This window comes from Bacillus carboniphilus (genome assembly GCF_020524035.2).
Lineage (GTDB): Bacteria > Bacillota > Bacilli > Bacillales > JAIVKR01 > Bacillus_CC.
The window spans coordinates 1,618,504-1,633,182 of sequence record NZ_CP129013.1 but is presented as its reverse complement, the minus strand read 5'-3'; the positions used below and the strand labels follow the sequence as shown (position 1 = coordinate 1,633,182).

The 14,679-nt window shown below is 35.1% G+C and carries 16 protein-coding genes, 1 pseudogene and 1 other annotated feature; of the genes and pseudogenes, 14 read left to right on the top strand and 3 right to left on the bottom strand.

The annotated features are described in order from the left end of the window. The first annotated feature begins 8 nt into the window (after window positions 1-8). The 4 genes from LC087_RS19905 to LC087_RS08380 all read left to right on the top strand — a co-directional run bounded on the left by LC087_RS19905 (window position 9) and on the right by LC087_RS08380 (window position 2,685). Window positions 9-173: a hypothetical protein gene (locus LC087_RS19905; protein WP_306019610.1), complete on the top strand. Its 165-nt coding sequence runs from the start codon at window positions 9-11 to the stop codon at window positions 171-173. 253 nt (window positions 174-426) lie between these two features. Further along, complete coding sequence (spoVID, locus tag LC087_RS08390) at window positions 427-1,434, top strand: stage VI sporulation protein D (protein WP_226542174.1); 1,008 nt, start codon at window positions 427-429, stop codon at window positions 1,432-1,434. A 233-nt stretch (window positions 1,435-1,667) separates the two neighbouring features. Beyond that, window positions 1,668-2,033 (top strand): protein kinase family protein, encoded by a 366-nt coding sequence (locus LC087_RS08385; protein WP_306020634.1) that lies wholly within the window; start codon window positions 1,668-1,670, stop codon window positions 2,031-2,033. Next, complete coding sequence (locus LC087_RS08380) at window positions 2,008-2,685, top strand: phosphotransferase (RefSeq protein WP_306020632.1); 678 nt, start codon at window positions 2,008-2,010, stop codon at window positions 2,683-2,685. Before LC087_RS08385 ends, LC087_RS08380 begins: the two co-directional genes overlap by 26 nt. A gap of 19 nt (window positions 2,686-2,704) precedes the next feature. Here LC087_RS08380 and LC087_RS08375 read toward each other — a convergent pair whose 3' ends face one another. From LC087_RS08375 to LC087_RS08365, 3 genes are all read right to left on the bottom strand, one after another. Continuing rightward, on the bottom strand, window positions 2,705-2,917 hold the full coding sequence (locus LC087_RS08375) for a helix-turn-helix transcriptional regulator (protein WP_226542170.1): 213 nt from the start codon (window positions 2,915-2,917) through the stop codon (window positions 2,705-2,707). 41 nt (window positions 2,918-2,958) lie between these two features. Next, entirely contained in the window at window positions 2,959-3,420 is a 462-nt protein-coding gene (locus LC087_RS08370; protein ID WP_226542168.1) for a hypothetical protein, read from the bottom strand. A 224-nt stretch (window positions 3,421-3,644) separates the two neighbouring features. Beyond that, window positions 3,645-3,833, bottom strand: a complete 189-nt coding sequence (locus tag LC087_RS08365) for a hypothetical protein (RefSeq protein WP_226542166.1) — start codon at window positions 3,831-3,833, stop codon at window positions 3,645-3,647. Between the two features lie 177 nt (window positions 3,834-4,010). Continuing rightward, window positions 4,011-4,242, top strand: a binding site (T-box leader). A 306-nt stretch (window positions 4,243-4,548) separates the two neighbouring features. Here LC087_RS08365 and LC087_RS08360 point away from each other — a divergent pair. The 10 genes and pseudogenes from LC087_RS08360 (at window position 4,549) to mreD (ending at window position 14,643) form a co-directional block, all read left to right on the top strand. Then, a complete protein-coding gene (locus LC087_RS08360; protein WP_226542163.1) occupies window positions 4,549-7,185 on the top strand; it encodes a valine--tRNA ligase in 2,637 nt (878 codons plus the stop codon). Between the two features lie 58 nt (window positions 7,186-7,243). After that, the gene (locus LC087_RS08355; protein WP_306020629.1) at window positions 7,244-7,957 is read left to right on the top strand and encodes a bifunctional folylpolyglutamate synthase/dihydrofolate synthase; all 714 of its coding nucleotides are present in this window, start codon (window positions 7,244-7,246) and stop codon (window positions 7,955-7,957) included. Window positions 7,958-8,169: 212 nt separating this feature from the next. Further along, the gene (locus LC087_RS08350; protein WP_306020627.1) at window positions 8,170-8,526 is read left to right on the top strand and encodes a glutamate ligase domain-containing protein; all 357 of its coding nucleotides are present in this window, start codon (window positions 8,170-8,172) and stop codon (window positions 8,524-8,526) included. A gap of 222 nt (window positions 8,527-8,748) precedes the next feature. Then, on the top strand, window positions 8,749-9,456 hold the full coding sequence (locus LC087_RS08345; RefSeq protein ID WP_226542159.1) for a prepilin peptidase: 708 nt from the start codon (window positions 8,749-8,751) through the stop codon (window positions 9,454-9,456). Between the two features lie 194 nt (window positions 9,457-9,650). Next, window positions 9,651-10,589, top strand: coding sequence for an SPOR domain-containing protein (locus LC087_RS08340; RefSeq protein WP_226542157.1), 939 nt, complete (start codon window positions 9,651-9,653; stop codon window positions 10,587-10,589). Between the two features lie 108 nt (window positions 10,590-10,697). After that, a complete protein-coding gene (locus LC087_RS08335; protein WP_226542155.1) occupies window positions 10,698-11,279 on the top strand; it encodes a Maf family protein in 582 nt (193 codons plus the stop codon). Window positions 11,280-11,315: 36 nt separating this feature from the next. Beyond that, on the top strand, window positions 11,316-11,993 hold the full coding sequence (gene radC / locus LC087_RS08330) for a RadC family protein (RefSeq protein ID WP_226542152.1): 678 nt from the start codon (window positions 11,316-11,318) through the stop codon (window positions 11,991-11,993). Between the two features lie 205 nt (window positions 11,994-12,198). Then, a pseudogene (locus tag LC087_RS08325) lies at window positions 12,199-13,222 on the top strand (rod shape-determining protein). A gap of 15 nt (window positions 13,223-13,237) precedes the next feature. Beyond that, a complete protein-coding gene (mreC, locus tag LC087_RS08320) occupies window positions 13,238-14,122 on the top strand; it encodes a rod shape-determining protein MreC (RefSeq protein ID WP_226542148.1) in 885 nt (294 codons plus the stop codon). Next, window positions 14,122-14,643: a rod shape-determining protein MreD gene (gene mreD / locus LC087_RS08315; protein ID WP_306020623.1), complete on the top strand. Its 522-nt coding sequence runs from the start codon at window positions 14,122-14,124 to the stop codon at window positions 14,641-14,643. Before mreC ends, mreD begins: the two co-directional genes overlap by 1 nt. Window positions 14,644-14,679: the final 36 nt, after the last annotated feature.

Here is a 14,679-nt window from a genome sequence, read left to right as displayed (position 1 = left end):
CACAACAAGTGGTAAGAGATTTTGATTTAATGGATGGAGGTGATCCAGCCGTCCCCCCTATGTTCTCCTGTGAAAAATGTGGAGAAGACATGTATCCTGAATACTATAAAGGTATTCATGGGAAGGAATACAGGATTGAGGATATTCTGAGCACCAAAAAGGACCAGGTGTGATTTTTAATCACACCTGGTTTTTCTTATAAAGAAAAAATTCATAAACTATTTGGATAAACATCCCCATTCTCACCCTCCTACTCACTATTTTACCTAGGTTCTAAACAACAACTCTTATTAAAATTTTCAAAAAAATACTCATGGACGCATTCTTTATATCAAAAAGTAAACATATTCCTAAGACTTTACTCATAAACCTATAATGTCATCAATGTTTCTGTTACGTATTTGGTTTTGAAAGGAGGATATTTACATGTCAGAAGCTCAATCTCCATTGCGCTTTGAGGTAGAGGAAGTCATATGGTTTCAAAAAGGACAGGAAGTTAGAGAGCTAGTTAACATGTCTTTAGAACCTGATGTAGCCATTCAAGAACATGAGCAATATGTCTCGATTAAAGGAGCCTTAATATTAACAGGGGAATACCGAATGGCATCTGAGCTTAATACAGTCGATTCAACCGTTATTCACCCAAATGCACGATATATTCATGAAGTGACAACAAGAGATGATGGGGTATCGGAATTTATTAATCGATTTCCTGTTGATATAACGATCCCAAGAGACCGAATTAATAGTTTAGAAGAAATCTATGTGAATGTTGATTCTTTTGATTATGATTTTCCTGAAACACGTTGTCTCCAACTACAAGCTGGTTTACTTATTAGTGGTTTGCAAGATCAAGTTCAATTAAATTCGGAACGTGAAGAAGGGTCTGTTAGCATTCAAGAACAACCTGAATCTATTGAAGATGTTGAACAGGAAGCACTTTACCGATCAACTACACTTGAAGAGGATGTTCCTATCGTAGAACCTCAAGTAGAGGAAAGAGTGCAAACGCTTTTGGATGAAGATGAAACAGACGAACATGAACTTTATACCATTTATGAGGAAGAAGAGGAAGATGAATTAACTGTAGAGGTGAGGAAAGCTCGTTCACCTCAAACACCAAATCATCAAATGGAACAAGGGATAAATCAGACAAGCATTCAACCAATGAATCAAGGTGGTCAGGAAGAAGAGGAAGAAAGAACAAATGACAACAGTTTATATTTAAAGGATCTTTTCACGACAAGTGAAGAAGAAGATTTTTCAAAGTTGAAGCTTTGCATTGTTCAGCAAGGGGATTCTTTAGAATCGATTTGTGAACGGTATGATGTAAGTATGCAACAATTAATACGAGTCAATCAATTATCGGCAGATGATGATGTATCAGAGGGGCAAATTGTTTATATTCCGCTTTATTCAATGCAAAACAGTTAATTATCTAGTGTAAAAAAGATTATTTAGGTATTGTAGCAGCTATCGAGCAAAGTATTCACTTTGTTAAATAGCTGTTTTTTATAAGATCAGAAAACTATACGCATGGTTTCATTCAATGAGTCTTCTTATGAAAAATGAAACCCTGGGAAAACAGAAATATTTAGAGAAAACGTTACTTTAATGAGGGAGTAAAAACTTTGTCCATTTAACTTCTTTGAAAGAAGGTGGTATTATTGAATACACAAACATTAGATATGCCACTTGTTCTACGAGCTTATCAAATTGTTCCTCAATACATTAATCAATATACTGATAAAGTGTGGAAAATCCAATCCAATACAGGGACTTATGCTTTGAAGAAAGTATTAAATCGTTCATCGTTAAATGCAGCGATTCCGATTCTGAAACAAGCTGGATACCATAAGTTTGTTCCCATTTATCCTTCGATAGATGGACAATTATACGTAGTCGATCAGCAAGGTCATTCGTATTATTTAATGCCATGGATACAAGACAATCAAAAAATTGATGAGAAACAAAAAAAAAGAACAGTTCTTCAAAGAAGTTGGTTCAATGCACACGGCTACTTCTACTTTTAATAAGCTGGAAAAAGAAGTGGCTAAGCAGCATTATGACGAAATATCAGCTAGATGGCTCCAGCAGCAACAACAGTATGAATCGTATATTGAAAAAGCTGAAAAGAGATGGTATATGTCTCCTTTTGAATTACAGGCTGTCACTTATTTTATTGAAGCACGTCATTCCACAACATTTGCGCTAGAGAAATTGGAAAAATGGGTAGAGCAGTTAGAAGAAGAGGAGCAAGGAAGGGTTGTATTAAATCATGGCAACCTTTCGCCCGATCATTTTCTAATAGATGATGAAGGAAGTCCTTATTTAATTAATTTTGAAAAAGCTTCTTACTCCTCTCCTATTTATGAGTTTATTTATTATTATCGCTCGTATTTAAACCAGTATCCTTTTATAAGTGATGAGTGTGTCAATTTATTTTATACGTATCAAAGTCAATGCAAGTGGACAGAGGCGGAAAAATCACTTTTTATGTGTTATATGGCGTATCCTCATAACTTATATCAAGTGATAAACGAGTTCAAACAAGGCAAATTAGATGAAATGACTGGCTGTAAACTCATCAATAAAAAAATATGGCAGATGAAAAACATCGAGTTTGTTGTTTTGAAAATCAAAGAGACAGAAGATAAAGAGAATCAAGAAAAGGTAGAAACCTAATCAATATGAGATTAGGTTTCTAATAATTTTCGTCCTCCTCAAAATAAAAAATATCCTCAATCGGTAAGTTAAATACACGTGCAATATTCATCGCTAAAAGCAATGAAGGTACATAGCTTCCTTTTTCCAACGCAACAATTGTTTGTCTCGTAACGTCAACTTTTTCTGCTAATACGTTTTGGGTCATGTAATGTCTGGTTCTTAATTCTTTCACGCGGTTTTTTATTTCCATTTCCCATCACCTTTTCTATTCCCTATTGAGAAACCAACTCATTAATTCAAGTAGGATCTTCTCCAAGAAATAAGATATGTAATAATTTGTGTTAAAGGTAGTAATAAAAAAACAAGGATAGGATAGTAAGGGATCAGGTCTGATATAAAAGGATAAAAAACAAAAAGCCCACAGATGATAGGTGAAGCATACATCATACTCACATAGGATGTTCTACAAGCTTGACTCGTAATTTGCTTTTCTCTTTCATCCTTCTCTTCAAATTCATCTGGTTTGATACGAAAGAAATTTTTTCGTGCATCTTTAATGAAAAAATAATAACCAGCAACAGTTAGTATTAAAAGTAATGTAGGGATCATATTAATTTCAAACATAAAGGAATCAGTAGAATCATTTTTGATAAAATGGACAATATCTATATTGGCGTTATAAAAATAAATCAATTGCCATCCAAATAGCATAAGCATAATAATTGTGAAAACACCTCTAGTTACTACTTTCATCTTTTCTCCTCCTTTAAGGACAAATTGGTAAATATCACTAATATACCTATATTGTATAGTAAACTTTACATTATGTAAAGTTGATTTTACTTTTAAATAGGGATAATATGTTTTTGTAAGAGTTATATATTGGTTTGGAAAATAGGGGAGAGAATATATAGACAAGCATAAGCTAAGGTTGAACATTATGCTTGTCGTGGCTATACAATGCGCTTCCGCTTTTCTTATAGCCATTCATAATAATAAGCGAATGATAGACCCAAAAGGATGGCTAGTAGGAAGACATCGATCGTTGAAGGAAGAAAAAGTGTACGAAAGGCTTGAAAAACAGTTAGGGGGATAATAAACTGTCCAAGAACAGCACGAACTTGACTTAACCAAGGGGGCAACGAATATCGGTTGAACTTTTTCATTGTAGATTCCTCCGATTCATTCTTTTTGTAGAATCATTTTATGAAGAAAAATAAAAAAGTGTTCCGGTCACTTTGATAGTCAATTTATTTTGTTAATTCAATTGACGGGCAAACGATTTTTTTTTAAGATGTATACATAACTCTTTTTTTGTTGACGATGATAATATAAATATTTAGTGATCGACTATGAGAGGGCTAAAAGTTGAATATCGCTTTTTAGAGAGAGGAGTCATTAGCTGGAAGATTCCTTAAAGTAGAGTCAATTTTACGTCACCCTTGAGTCACTTCTTCGAACGGCTCTAAACCTAATAGAAGAAGTCGGTTTAAAAACCGTTACAGTTCCAAGTGCATAAGATCTGTTATGATTTTATGAATAAAGGTGGTACCGCGAAGCTCTTTCGTCCTTTTTAGAGGATGAAAGGGCTTTTTTTAAAAGATAAGAATGTATAAACTTTGTCCTTTATAAGAATATGCTAACATTGCTGTCTAGCTCCAGCGCCCAGCGACTGGTGATGCTTCGCCCTCCTCTCTACGATAAGTCAACATCGAAGCCTGCGGCTTTTCGTGTTTCCTTTATCTCATGCGGCGATGCACAGGAAGTGCTAGCGTCAACGTTAGTCACAGGATGTGACTGTACTTAGTTGACGTACCTTTTCACCTGCGTCGCTAAACGGGCGCTTGCGCCTTTCTTATATGAAAAACTGGAGGTAAAAAAATGGAAAACTCGATTCCAAAGAAATATGATCCAAATACAATTGAAAAAAACCGCTATGATTTTTGGGTGAATGGAAAATTTTTTGAAGCTACAAACGATGATACGAAGACCCCTTATACGGTTGTTATTCCCCCACCAAACGTTACGGGTAAGCTCCATTTAGGTCATGCTTGGGATACAACACTGCAAGATATCACAACAAGAATTAAACGAATGCAAGGTTATGATGTTTTATGGCTTCCTGGAATGGACCATGCGGGTATTGCTACTCAAGCAAAAGTGGAAGGAAAGTTACGTAAAGAAGGGAAATCTCGATATGACCTCGGTCGAGAAAATTTTGTGAAAGAAACATGGAAGTGGAAAGAAGAATATGCTGAATTCATTCGTAGTCAATGGTCAAAGCTTGGCCTAGGGCTGGATTATTCTCGTGAACGTTTTACTTTAGATGAAGGATTATCAAAAGCAGTACAAGAAGTGTTCGTTAAACTATACAATAAAGGACTTATTTATCGCGGGGAGTATATCATAAACTGGGATCCTCAAACAAAAACAGCCTTGTCTGACATAGAGGTTATCTATAAAGATGTACAAGGAGCATTTTATCATATGAAATATCCATTAGTTGATGGATCTGGTTTTATTGAAATCGCGACAACTAGACCAGAAACAATGCTAGGTGATACGGCTGTTGCTGTACATCCTGATGATGAGCGTTATCAACATTTAATTGGCAAGAAAGTGAAACTACCAATCATTGATCGTGAAATTCCAATTGTTGCCGATGATTATGTTGATATGGAGTTTGGTTCTGGGGCTGTAAAAATAACCCCTGCACACGATCCAAATGACTTTGAAGTAGGAAATCGCCATCAATTAGAGCGTGTTCTTGTTATGAATGAAGATGGAACAATGAACAAAAATGCAGGTAAATATAACGGTTTAGACCGCTTCGAGGCAAGAAAGCAGTTAGTTAATGATCTTCAAGAAGAAGGGGTATTATTTAAAATTGAGGATCATCTTCATTCTGTCGGTCATAGTGAACGTAGTGGAGCGGTTGTTGAACCTTATTTGTCCACACAATGGTTTGTTAAAATGGAGCCGTTAGCAGAAAAAGCGATTGAATTACAGAAAAAAGAAGAAGAGAAAGTTCATTTTGTACCCAATCGTTTTGAAAAAACATATTTGCACTGGATGGAGAACATTCGAGACTGGTGTATTTCTCGTCAACTTTGGTGGGGACATCGAATACCTGCTTGGTATCATAAAGAAACAGGAGAAGTATATGTGAATCAAGAGCCGCCAAAAGATATTGAAAACTGGGAGCAGGACCAAGATGTATTAGATACGTGGTTTAGCTCTGCCTTATGGCCGTTTTCTACGATGGGCTGGCCAGATTTAACAGCGGAAGATTTTAAACGTTACTATCCAACAGATGTACTAGTAACGGGCTATGATATCATCTTCTTTTGGGTTTCTAGAATGATCTTCCAAGGTTTAGAATTTACAGAGGAACGACCATTTAAAGACGTTCTTATTCATGGTCTCGTTCGAGATTCTGAAGGACGAAAAATGAGTAAATCTTTAGGTAATGGTGTAGACCCTATGGAGGTAATTGAGAAATACGGAGCAGATTCGCTAAGATATTTCTTATCTACAGGAAGCTCACCAGGACAAGACTTGCGTTATAGTCATGAAAAAGTAGAATCAATTTGGAATTTTGCCAATAAAATATGGAATGCGTCTCGGTTTGTTTTGATGAATTTGGAAGGACTTCAATATGAGGATATTGATTTATCAGGAGAAAAGTCAGTTGCAGATTACTGGATTTTAACTCGCTTAAATGAAACGATCGAAAACGTGACGAACTTAGTAGAAAAATATGAGTATGGTGAAGTTGGTCGTCAGCTATACAACTTTATATGGGATGATTTTTGTGATTGGTATATTGAAATGGCGAAAATCCCTCTTTACGGTAAAGATGAAAAGGCGAAAGCTATAACTCGCTCGATTTTAGCGTCTGTTCTTGAACAAACGATGAAATTGCTTCATCCATTCATGCCATTCATTACTGAAGAAATATGGCAAAGCTTACCTCACCAAGGACCGTCGATTACCTTATCCAATTGGCCTAAAATTGATCCAAAGGTAACGAACGAGGAAGCTTCTCAACAAATGAAAATGCTCGTTGAATTAATTCGTTCGGTACGAAATATTCGTGCAGAAGTCGATACACCAATGAGCAAAAAAATTCCGATACTAATAAAAGCGAATTCCGAAGAAATTAAACAGCAGTTAGAAAAAAATAAACAATATATTGAAAGGTTCTGTAACCCAAGTCAACTTAAAATAGATCTGCAAATTAAAACATCTGATAAAGCAATGACAGCTGTATTATCAGGAGTAGAGTTAATTCTACCTTTAGAAGGGTTAATTGATGTTGAGAAAGAGTTAACGCGTCTAGAAAAAGAACTTGAAAAATTAACGAAAGAGGTAGAACGAGTTCAAAAGAAATTATCAAACCAAGGCTTTATTCAGAAGGCTCCTAAAAAAGTCATTGAAGAAGAACGTGAGAAAGAAAAAGACTATATAGAGAAACGTGATATTGTATTGCAACGTATAGAAGATTTAAAAGGCTAATATTAAACAGAGAGTGACTCGTTTCATGAGTCACTTTCTCCTTTACTTGAGGTGAGAAATGGTTACAAATGTTCAAGAAGCAATTGATTGGATTCATTCCAAACTAAAATTTGGAGTGAAACCAGGAATAGATCGAATGAACTACATATTGGATAGGCTAGGAAACCCGCATCAAAAATCAAAGTATGTTCATATTGCTGGAACAAATGGAAAAGGATCAACTTTAACCTTTTTAAATGAAATTGTTCAATCTGCCAATTACTCTGTAGGTACGTTTACGTCGCCTTATATTGAATATTTTAATGAACGAATCAGTGTAAATGGGAGAATGATTTCGGATGATGAACTTGTCACATTGGTCAATATTGTTGCTCCAATTGTTGATGAGATGAAACATGCTGAACTTGGAGAAGCAACAGAGTTTGAAATTATCACTGCCATGATGTTTTATTTTTTTGCTGAACTTAACCCTGTTGACTTAGTCATCGTCGAAACGGGACTCGGAGGTCTTTATGACTCCACTAACGTGATTAAACCCATTATTTCTATCATTACGAATATCGGTTTTGATCATACAGATATACTTGGTGACACAATTGAAGAAATCTGTAGGCAAAAAGCCGGAATAATTAAAAATGAAGTTCCCGTTGTTACAGCTGTTGAGAATCAAGAGGCTTTGAACGTGATTGAAAAGCAAGCAACTTTAACTTTATCTTCTTTATACACATTACATAAACGTGTTACAGTCGCTTGCAAATCAGGAAACCTTTGATGTACAAGCCCCTTTTTGTTCTTATCAACATTTGTCGATCTCTATGAAAGGACAACATCAAATAAAGAATGCTGCTCTTGCTGTGTTAGCGGCTGATTTATTAAAAAAGGGAGACTTTAACAATATTCAAGAAGCAGATATAAAGAGAGGCTTGAAAAAAAGCTTTTTGGAAAGGGCGATTTGAACAAGTTTCTGATCATCCAACGATTATTTTGGACGGTGCCCATAATTTAGAAGCTATAGAGACTCTTATTGACACAATGAAATCGTTTGAGAAGAAGCCATATATCATTTTTTCTGCATTACAAAATAAACCGATCAAAAAGATGCTCAGAATGCTATCTCCTCATTGCGAAAAAATGATTTTAACTAGTTTTCAATTCCCAAAAGCTGAAAAAGCAAATGTAATGTTCTCCTATTTGGAAAGGCAACACCATATAGTAATTGAAGATTGGCAGCGAGCGCTTGAATATGCAACTGACCAGGCAAAAAAGAACAATCGTCCTCTCGTTATTACAGGATCATTATATTTTATTTCTGAAGTAAGAAAGTTTCTTATTAATAAGTAAAAATAAAGATTTAGTGATTCAAAATGAAAGTTTCGCAAATTTTAACAATGGAATCAACAAATAGTATATAGTAAGAACAGGTAGTAGCTGTTCTTACTTTTTTCATAGAGTAAAAACGGATAAAAATTAGCACGCGTTCATCATCAGTCGTTACTATACGGGCGCTTGTGCTTTTCTTATTTTGAAAGGATGTGAAAGTAAATAATCTATCTATTTCTTTTTATGATTGGCTTAATTATTGGATCGTTTGTGAATGTTGTAGGTTATCGAACCGTTCATCATCAGTCTTTAATTTGGCCATCCTCCTATTGTCCGCAGTGTCAGACCCCTATTAAACATATACACAAAATTCCTCTTGTATCATTCGTTCTCTTAAAAGGAAAATGCTCTACGTGTCAATTTTCGATCTCAATTCGATATCCTATCGTTGAATTGTTAATGGGCTGTTTATTTGTTATTTCTCCCTTGGTATTTGGGTACACCACAAATCTCTTAATTGCCTACACCTTTTATATTTTTTTGTTTATAGTCACAGTAACCGATCTAATAGAGATGATCATACCTAATAAGGTGATCCTTTTGTTTTTTATTATTTTCCTAGTGGAAATAATGTTTTTTTCTGATTGGCTATTTTCAATAGTAGGGTTATTAGTAGGGTTTTTTCTTTCTTTTTTGATTGTTGTCTTATCGAGAGGAAAAATGGGAATGGGGGATGTTAAGCTATTAGCTATTGTAGGGTTAGTATTAGGATGGAAAGGTATGATTTTATCTTTTTTTCTCGCAAATATGCTAGGTACCCTTTTTGTCTTTTTCATGAATCCACTGTATCGGAATCGTCCGATTCCATTTGCACCGTTTATTACTGCAGGTAGTTGCGTTAGTATTTTATTTGACAGTCAGTTGATTTCTTGGTACTACACTTTTCTTTAAAGCATTGAGTTTTTCTTCGGTTAGACAATATTTTCTATACGGTCACTTGCGCTTTTCTTATTTGCAAAAAACGTAGGAAATTGATGAAAAGCTTTTAGGACAAGTCGACAAATGTCTAGCTATTTTTTGATTTTGGTATGCTAGGATGGGAGATATTAAACTATGTCCGGTCTTTAGAGATAAGGTGGTAATCAATGAAGGAATCAAAAAAAGATCCTATTCGTATATCATTAAATAAAAAATCTAATGAGAGTTCAAAGGAACCTATTGTTGTATCCTCATGGGAGGACAAGGCTAAGGCTGAAAGAGAAATAGCATCGGCTAAACACGAAGAAGATTTTCCATGGGCTCTACCTGAAGAAGATACACAGAAAGATCCGAAAGTTGTATCATCAAAGAAAAAAAGAAAAACTTATACCAAGTCAACCAGCTCCTATTCCCCTTATACTAGAAAACCCCCTTCTTTTTCAGCGTTGAAAAAATTATTTGTAATTGTTGGAGCTGCAATTGGTCTTAGCGTCTTTTTTGGTATTCTTCTCATGAACTTTTTATCCAATGAATCAAATTCCCCTCAGCAAGTATTAAAAGAACCAATTTCAGGTGAATCTTTAGATTCAACCAATCAACCATATACTGAAACAAGTAGTCAAACAAGTAGTATTGATCTTTATATGGTGCAAACAGGCGCATTTTCAAGTGAGCAAAGTGCACAAGAAGCGGTTGACCAAATGATTGATAAAAGCATCCCAGCGATTTATATAAAAGGTGATCAATATTATTCAATTTATACGAGTGTATATACGACGGAACAACAAGCGAAAGAAAAAGTTGATTTGATAAAAGAAAAGGGAGTAGATGATGCTTTTGTAGATTCTATACAGTTAAGTGTGGCTACAGAAGATGAAAAGCAAGTAATAAATCTTCTATCACTAATCATTACTAATTTGGAAAAAGACGAGGATGCGGTTAATAAGAAACAACTAGAAAGCTCGCTTTCTAGTATCAAAAATGATGAGAATGACTACATGAAAAAGATACAAATGGCTGGAGAAATGGCACTTGAAAGTGGTTTGAACAGTAAAGAACAGTCGGAAGTTATGCAAGTCTTAGCAAGCATGTTGAAAACAAACTGAAACTTTTTTTTAGTGTATTTTAACCTTTTTGTAATAAAAGTAAGTGGATTTTTCGTTAGAATAGATGGAAGGCTAATATGAATAAGAATAATAGCACGAGGAGGAACTATGAAACAACATTTAATATTAGCATCTAAATCTCCACGAAGAAAGGAACTCCTTAAACTTATTACTCCATCTTTTGATGTAATTGCAAGTGATGTATCTGAACATTTAGATGAAGAGGTCTCCCCTCATGAGACAGTTTCTACTTTGTCTGAGCGAAAAGCAAAAGCAATTGCGCAAAAATATGTTGATAGTTTTGTTATTGGTGCTGATACGGTCGTCTGTTTTCAAGGGGAAATTTTAGGGAAACCCCATACACCGAAACATGCGAAGGAAATATTAAATTTACTTTCAGGAAGAAAACACCAAGTTTTCACCGGTGTAACGATCATTCACAATAACATTAATGAAACCTTTTTCGTAGAAACCTCTGTTACGTTTAGGTCCTTAGAAAAAGATGAAATTGACAGTTATATAGAAACGAAAGAACCCTTTGACAAGGCAGGTGCATATGGAATTCAAGGGTATGGGGCGTTGTTTGTTGAAGAAGTGCATGGGGATTACAATTCTGTCGTTGGGTTACCAGTAAGTAGGACGTATTTGGTACTTAAAGAGCTAGGCTTTCATTTTAATGAAAATAAATAAAAAAATGAGCTTGTTGGGGAATCACAGGAGGAATATATGTTAAAAATTCACGATTTCCCAATAGATGAAAGACCAAGAGAACGAATGATTCAAGAAGGAGCAAAAAGTTTATCTAATCATGAGTTGCTCGCTATATTATTAAGAACGGGAACAAGGAATCAATCCGTTCTTCAGTTAGCTAATAAAGTATTGAAAAAGTTTGAAGGGTTGCGATATTTAAAAGAGGCGTCTGTTGAAGAAATCGTTTCTATTGAAGGCATTGGAGAGGCCAAGGCCGTTCAAGTATTAGCAGCGCTAGAGTTAGGAAAAAGAGTACACCAATTGCACTTTCAAGATCGCTATGTCATCCGTTCACCTGAGGATGGAGCAAATTATTTAATGGAGGAATTACGCTTTTTACAACAAGAACATTTTGTATGTATATACATGAATACGAAAAATCAAGTAATTCACAAAAAAACCATTTTTATTGGAAGTTTAAATGCATCAATTGTTCATCCGAGAGAGGTAATGAAGGAAGGGATTAAAAGGTCAGCGGCTTCCTTTATTTGTGCTCATAATCATCCGAGTGGGGATCCCACACCGAGTAAAGAAGATATTCATGTTACGAAAAGGTTATTTGAATGTGGGAAAATGATGGGGATTGAACTGTTAGATCATATTATTATTGGTGAGAAAAATTTTGTAAGCTTAAAGGAAAAGGGATATTTGTAAAGTGCTTTTTTTTTTCTTTAAATAAGATATAATAATGTTTGTGAGTCTTGTTTTTGAAAAAGTGTAAATAGATCCTATTGAAACGTCCATGTATTAGTTGGCTTACATAAATAATAGTGGATAAGATTAAAAACAATTATGATTCATTCGATTTGATAAATTAAAATAAGATGTTTATTTGCTTTTAGAAAGGGAGATACAACCTATGTTTGGTTTTGGTTCAAGAGACCTTGGAATAGATTTAGGTACGGCTAATACGTTAGTCTTTATTAAAGGGAAAGGGATTGCTGTGAGGGAGCCTTCTGTTGTTGCAATTAAGACAGACTCTAAGCAAATCGTTGCGGTTGGAAATGATGCTAAAAGCATGATTGGTCGTACTCCCAGGAAATGTCGTGGCGACCAGGCCGATGAAAGACGGAGTCATAGCTGACTATGATACAACAGCTACAATGATGAAATATTATATTAAACAAGCTACTAAGAGTAAGGGGATTTTCTCTAGAAAACCGTATATTATGGTTTGTGTCCCTTCTGGCATTACCGCTGTTGAGGAAAGAGCGGTGATTGATGCTACCAGACAGGCAGGAGCTAGAGATGCATATCCTATTGAAGAACCTTTTGCTGCAGCAATAGGAGCGAATTTGCCAGTATGGGAACCTACTGGGAGTATGGTTGTTGATATTGGTGGAGGTACAACGGAAGTTGCCATTATTTCTTTAGGTGGAATTGTGACGAGTCAGTCAATTCGTGTCGCAGGTGACGAAATGGATGAAGCCATCATTTCTTATATTCGTAAAACGTATAATCTTATGATTGGTGATCGAACCTCGGAAGCTATAAAGGTTGAAATAGGATCAGCATGTGAACCAGAAGGCATTGAAAATATGGAAATCCGTGGTCGAGACTTGCTGACAGGATTACCAAAAACGATAGAGATTACGGCAAAGGAAATTTCTGAAGCTTTAAATGATACGGTAAATTCTATTGTAGAATCTGTCAAATATACGTTAGAAAGAACACCACCTGAACTAGCTGCAGACATTATGGATCGTGGAATTGTCCTAACTGGTGGTGGAGCCCTTCTTCGGAATTTAGATAAGGTTATAAGTAACGAGACAGATATGCCCGTATTGATTGCAGAAAACCCATTAGATTGTGTGGCAATTGGTACAGGAAAAGCACTTGACCATATCCATTTATTTAAAGATAGAGTGAAAAATTCTAAGTAGTAAGAGGTGTAAACTTTGCCACAGTTCTTTCTAAACAAAAAGTTGATTGTCTTACTTGTAAGCATAATTGTTCTAGTGGCATTGATTGGCTTTACTTTAAAGGAAGACCGAGAGATGACTTGGCCAGAGAAGTTTTTGAAGGATACGGTTGGATTAGTTCAAAATGTCTTTCATAAGCCCGCTCAAGAAGTAGCGGGCTTCTTTGAAAATGTCAGCCACTTGAAAAATACGTATACAGAAAATGAAAAGTTAAGAGAAAAGCTCGAGGGTTATATGGCAATGGAGGCTCAACTTGAAAGGCTAGAAGATGATGTTCAAAAGTTAAGAGAAAAGCTAAATTACGAAGATCAAAACTTAACTAGCTTTGAGAAGATTTCGGCAGTTGTATATGGTCGTCAAAAAGATCAATGGTTAAACTATATCTACATTAACAAAGGATCCAAGGATAACGTAGAAAAAGGTGATGCGGTCATCACTACAAGGGGACTGATTGGTAAAGTAAAAAGTGTTCAAGAGTTTGAAGCAACTGTACAATTGTTAAGTACAGAAAGTGGCAATCTCAACGTTTCCGCTCATGTATTGAATGAGAAAAATGGTGAAGTTTTTGGTATTATCTCAGGTTATGATAAAGAGAAGGAAATGCTAATTTTAGAAAATTTTGATGAAAAAATAACAGAGGGAGACAAAGTTTTTAGCTCTGGATTAGGTGAGGTTTTCACAGAGGGATTGGCTATTGGAGAGGTCTCTGAAATTGATTCTGATTCTTATGGATTAGGAGACATAGCCTATGTTAAGCCTTTTGCACAGTTTCAAAATATAGACGATGTTTTCGTTATTAAAACGGATGTCGGGAAACCATTAGATAAAGAAGGTCAGGGCAATACGGAGGATACGGACTAATGCGTCAAGTCATTCTTCCTATTACTATGCTTTTGTTACTTATAAGTGAAAGTATTTTTGTGGAAATCGTCAATCTCCCATTTGTTAATGATCAATATATTATTGTTCCTTATTTTTTATTATTAGGGCTTATTGTTTTAGTTGCCTATCTCCCAATTAGTATAAGTATTTTATACAGTGCGATTTTAGGGTTATTGTTTGATATAGTGTATGTTGAAATCATCGGTATTTATTTCTTTTCCTATCCTGTTTTGTCGTATTTAAATTATCAAGCATTTAAAGCTCTGCATAATAATTATTTTGTTATTTTATTTTTAAGTACCATTTCTGTTTCGTTGTTAGAGTTTTTTGTTTATGGTATTCATCTATTAATCGGTACTACCAATATGGAATTGGAGTACTTTATACAAATTCGATTAGTCCCTACATTAGTTGTTCATTTTATCTTTGCACTTCTACTTATTTATCCGTTAAAAAAATTGACGATGCAGACGATAAATCAACAAAATGATTCAAATTAATTTGCGTGTTTTTAATGAAGGGGATAAATAGTCAAA

Bases quoted from the DNA above. Each gene is read 5' to 3' on its own strand.
- spoVID (WP_226542174.1), top strand. From the start codon at position 427: ATGTCAGAAGCTCAATCTCCATTGCGCTTTGAGGTAGAGGAAGTCATA.
- LC087_RS08380 (WP_306020632.1), top strand. From the start codon at position 2,008: ATGCACACGGCTACTTCTACTTTTAATAAGCTGGAAAAAGAAGTGGCT.
- LC087_RS08375 (WP_226542170.1), bottom strand. From the start codon at position 2,917: ATGGAAATAAAAAACCGCGTGAAAGAATTAAGAACCAGACATTACATG.
- LC087_RS08370 (WP_226542168.1), bottom strand. From the start codon at position 3,420: ATGAAAGTAGTAACTAGAGGTGTTTTCACAATTATTATGCTTATGCTA.
- LC087_RS08365 (WP_226542166.1), bottom strand. From the start codon at position 3,833: ATGAAAAAGTTCAACCGATATTCGTTGCCCCCTTGGTTAAGTCAAGTT.
- LC087_RS08360 (WP_226542163.1), top strand. From the start codon at position 4,549: ATGGAAAACTCGATTCCAAAGAAATATGATCCAAATACAATTGAAAAA.
- LC087_RS08355 (WP_306020629.1), top strand. From the start codon at position 7,244: ATGGTTACAAATGTTCAAGAAGCAATTGATTGGATTCATTCCAAACTA.
- LC087_RS08345 (WP_226542159.1), top strand. From the start codon at position 8,749: ATGATTGGCTTAATTATTGGATCGTTTGTGAATGTTGTAGGTTATCGA.
- LC087_RS08340 (WP_226542157.1), top strand. From the start codon at position 9,651: ATGAAGGAATCAAAAAAAGATCCTATTCGTATATCATTAAATAAAAAA.
- LC087_RS08335 (WP_226542155.1), top strand. From the start codon at position 10,698: ATGAAACAACATTTAATATTAGCATCTAAATCTCCACGAAGAAAGGAA.
- radC (WP_226542152.1), top strand. From the start codon at position 11,316: ATGTTAAAAATTCACGATTTCCCAATAGATGAAAGACCAAGAGAACGA.
- mreD (WP_306020623.1), top strand. From the start codon at position 14,122: ATGCGTCAAGTCATTCTTCCTATTACTATGCTTTTGTTACTTATAAGT.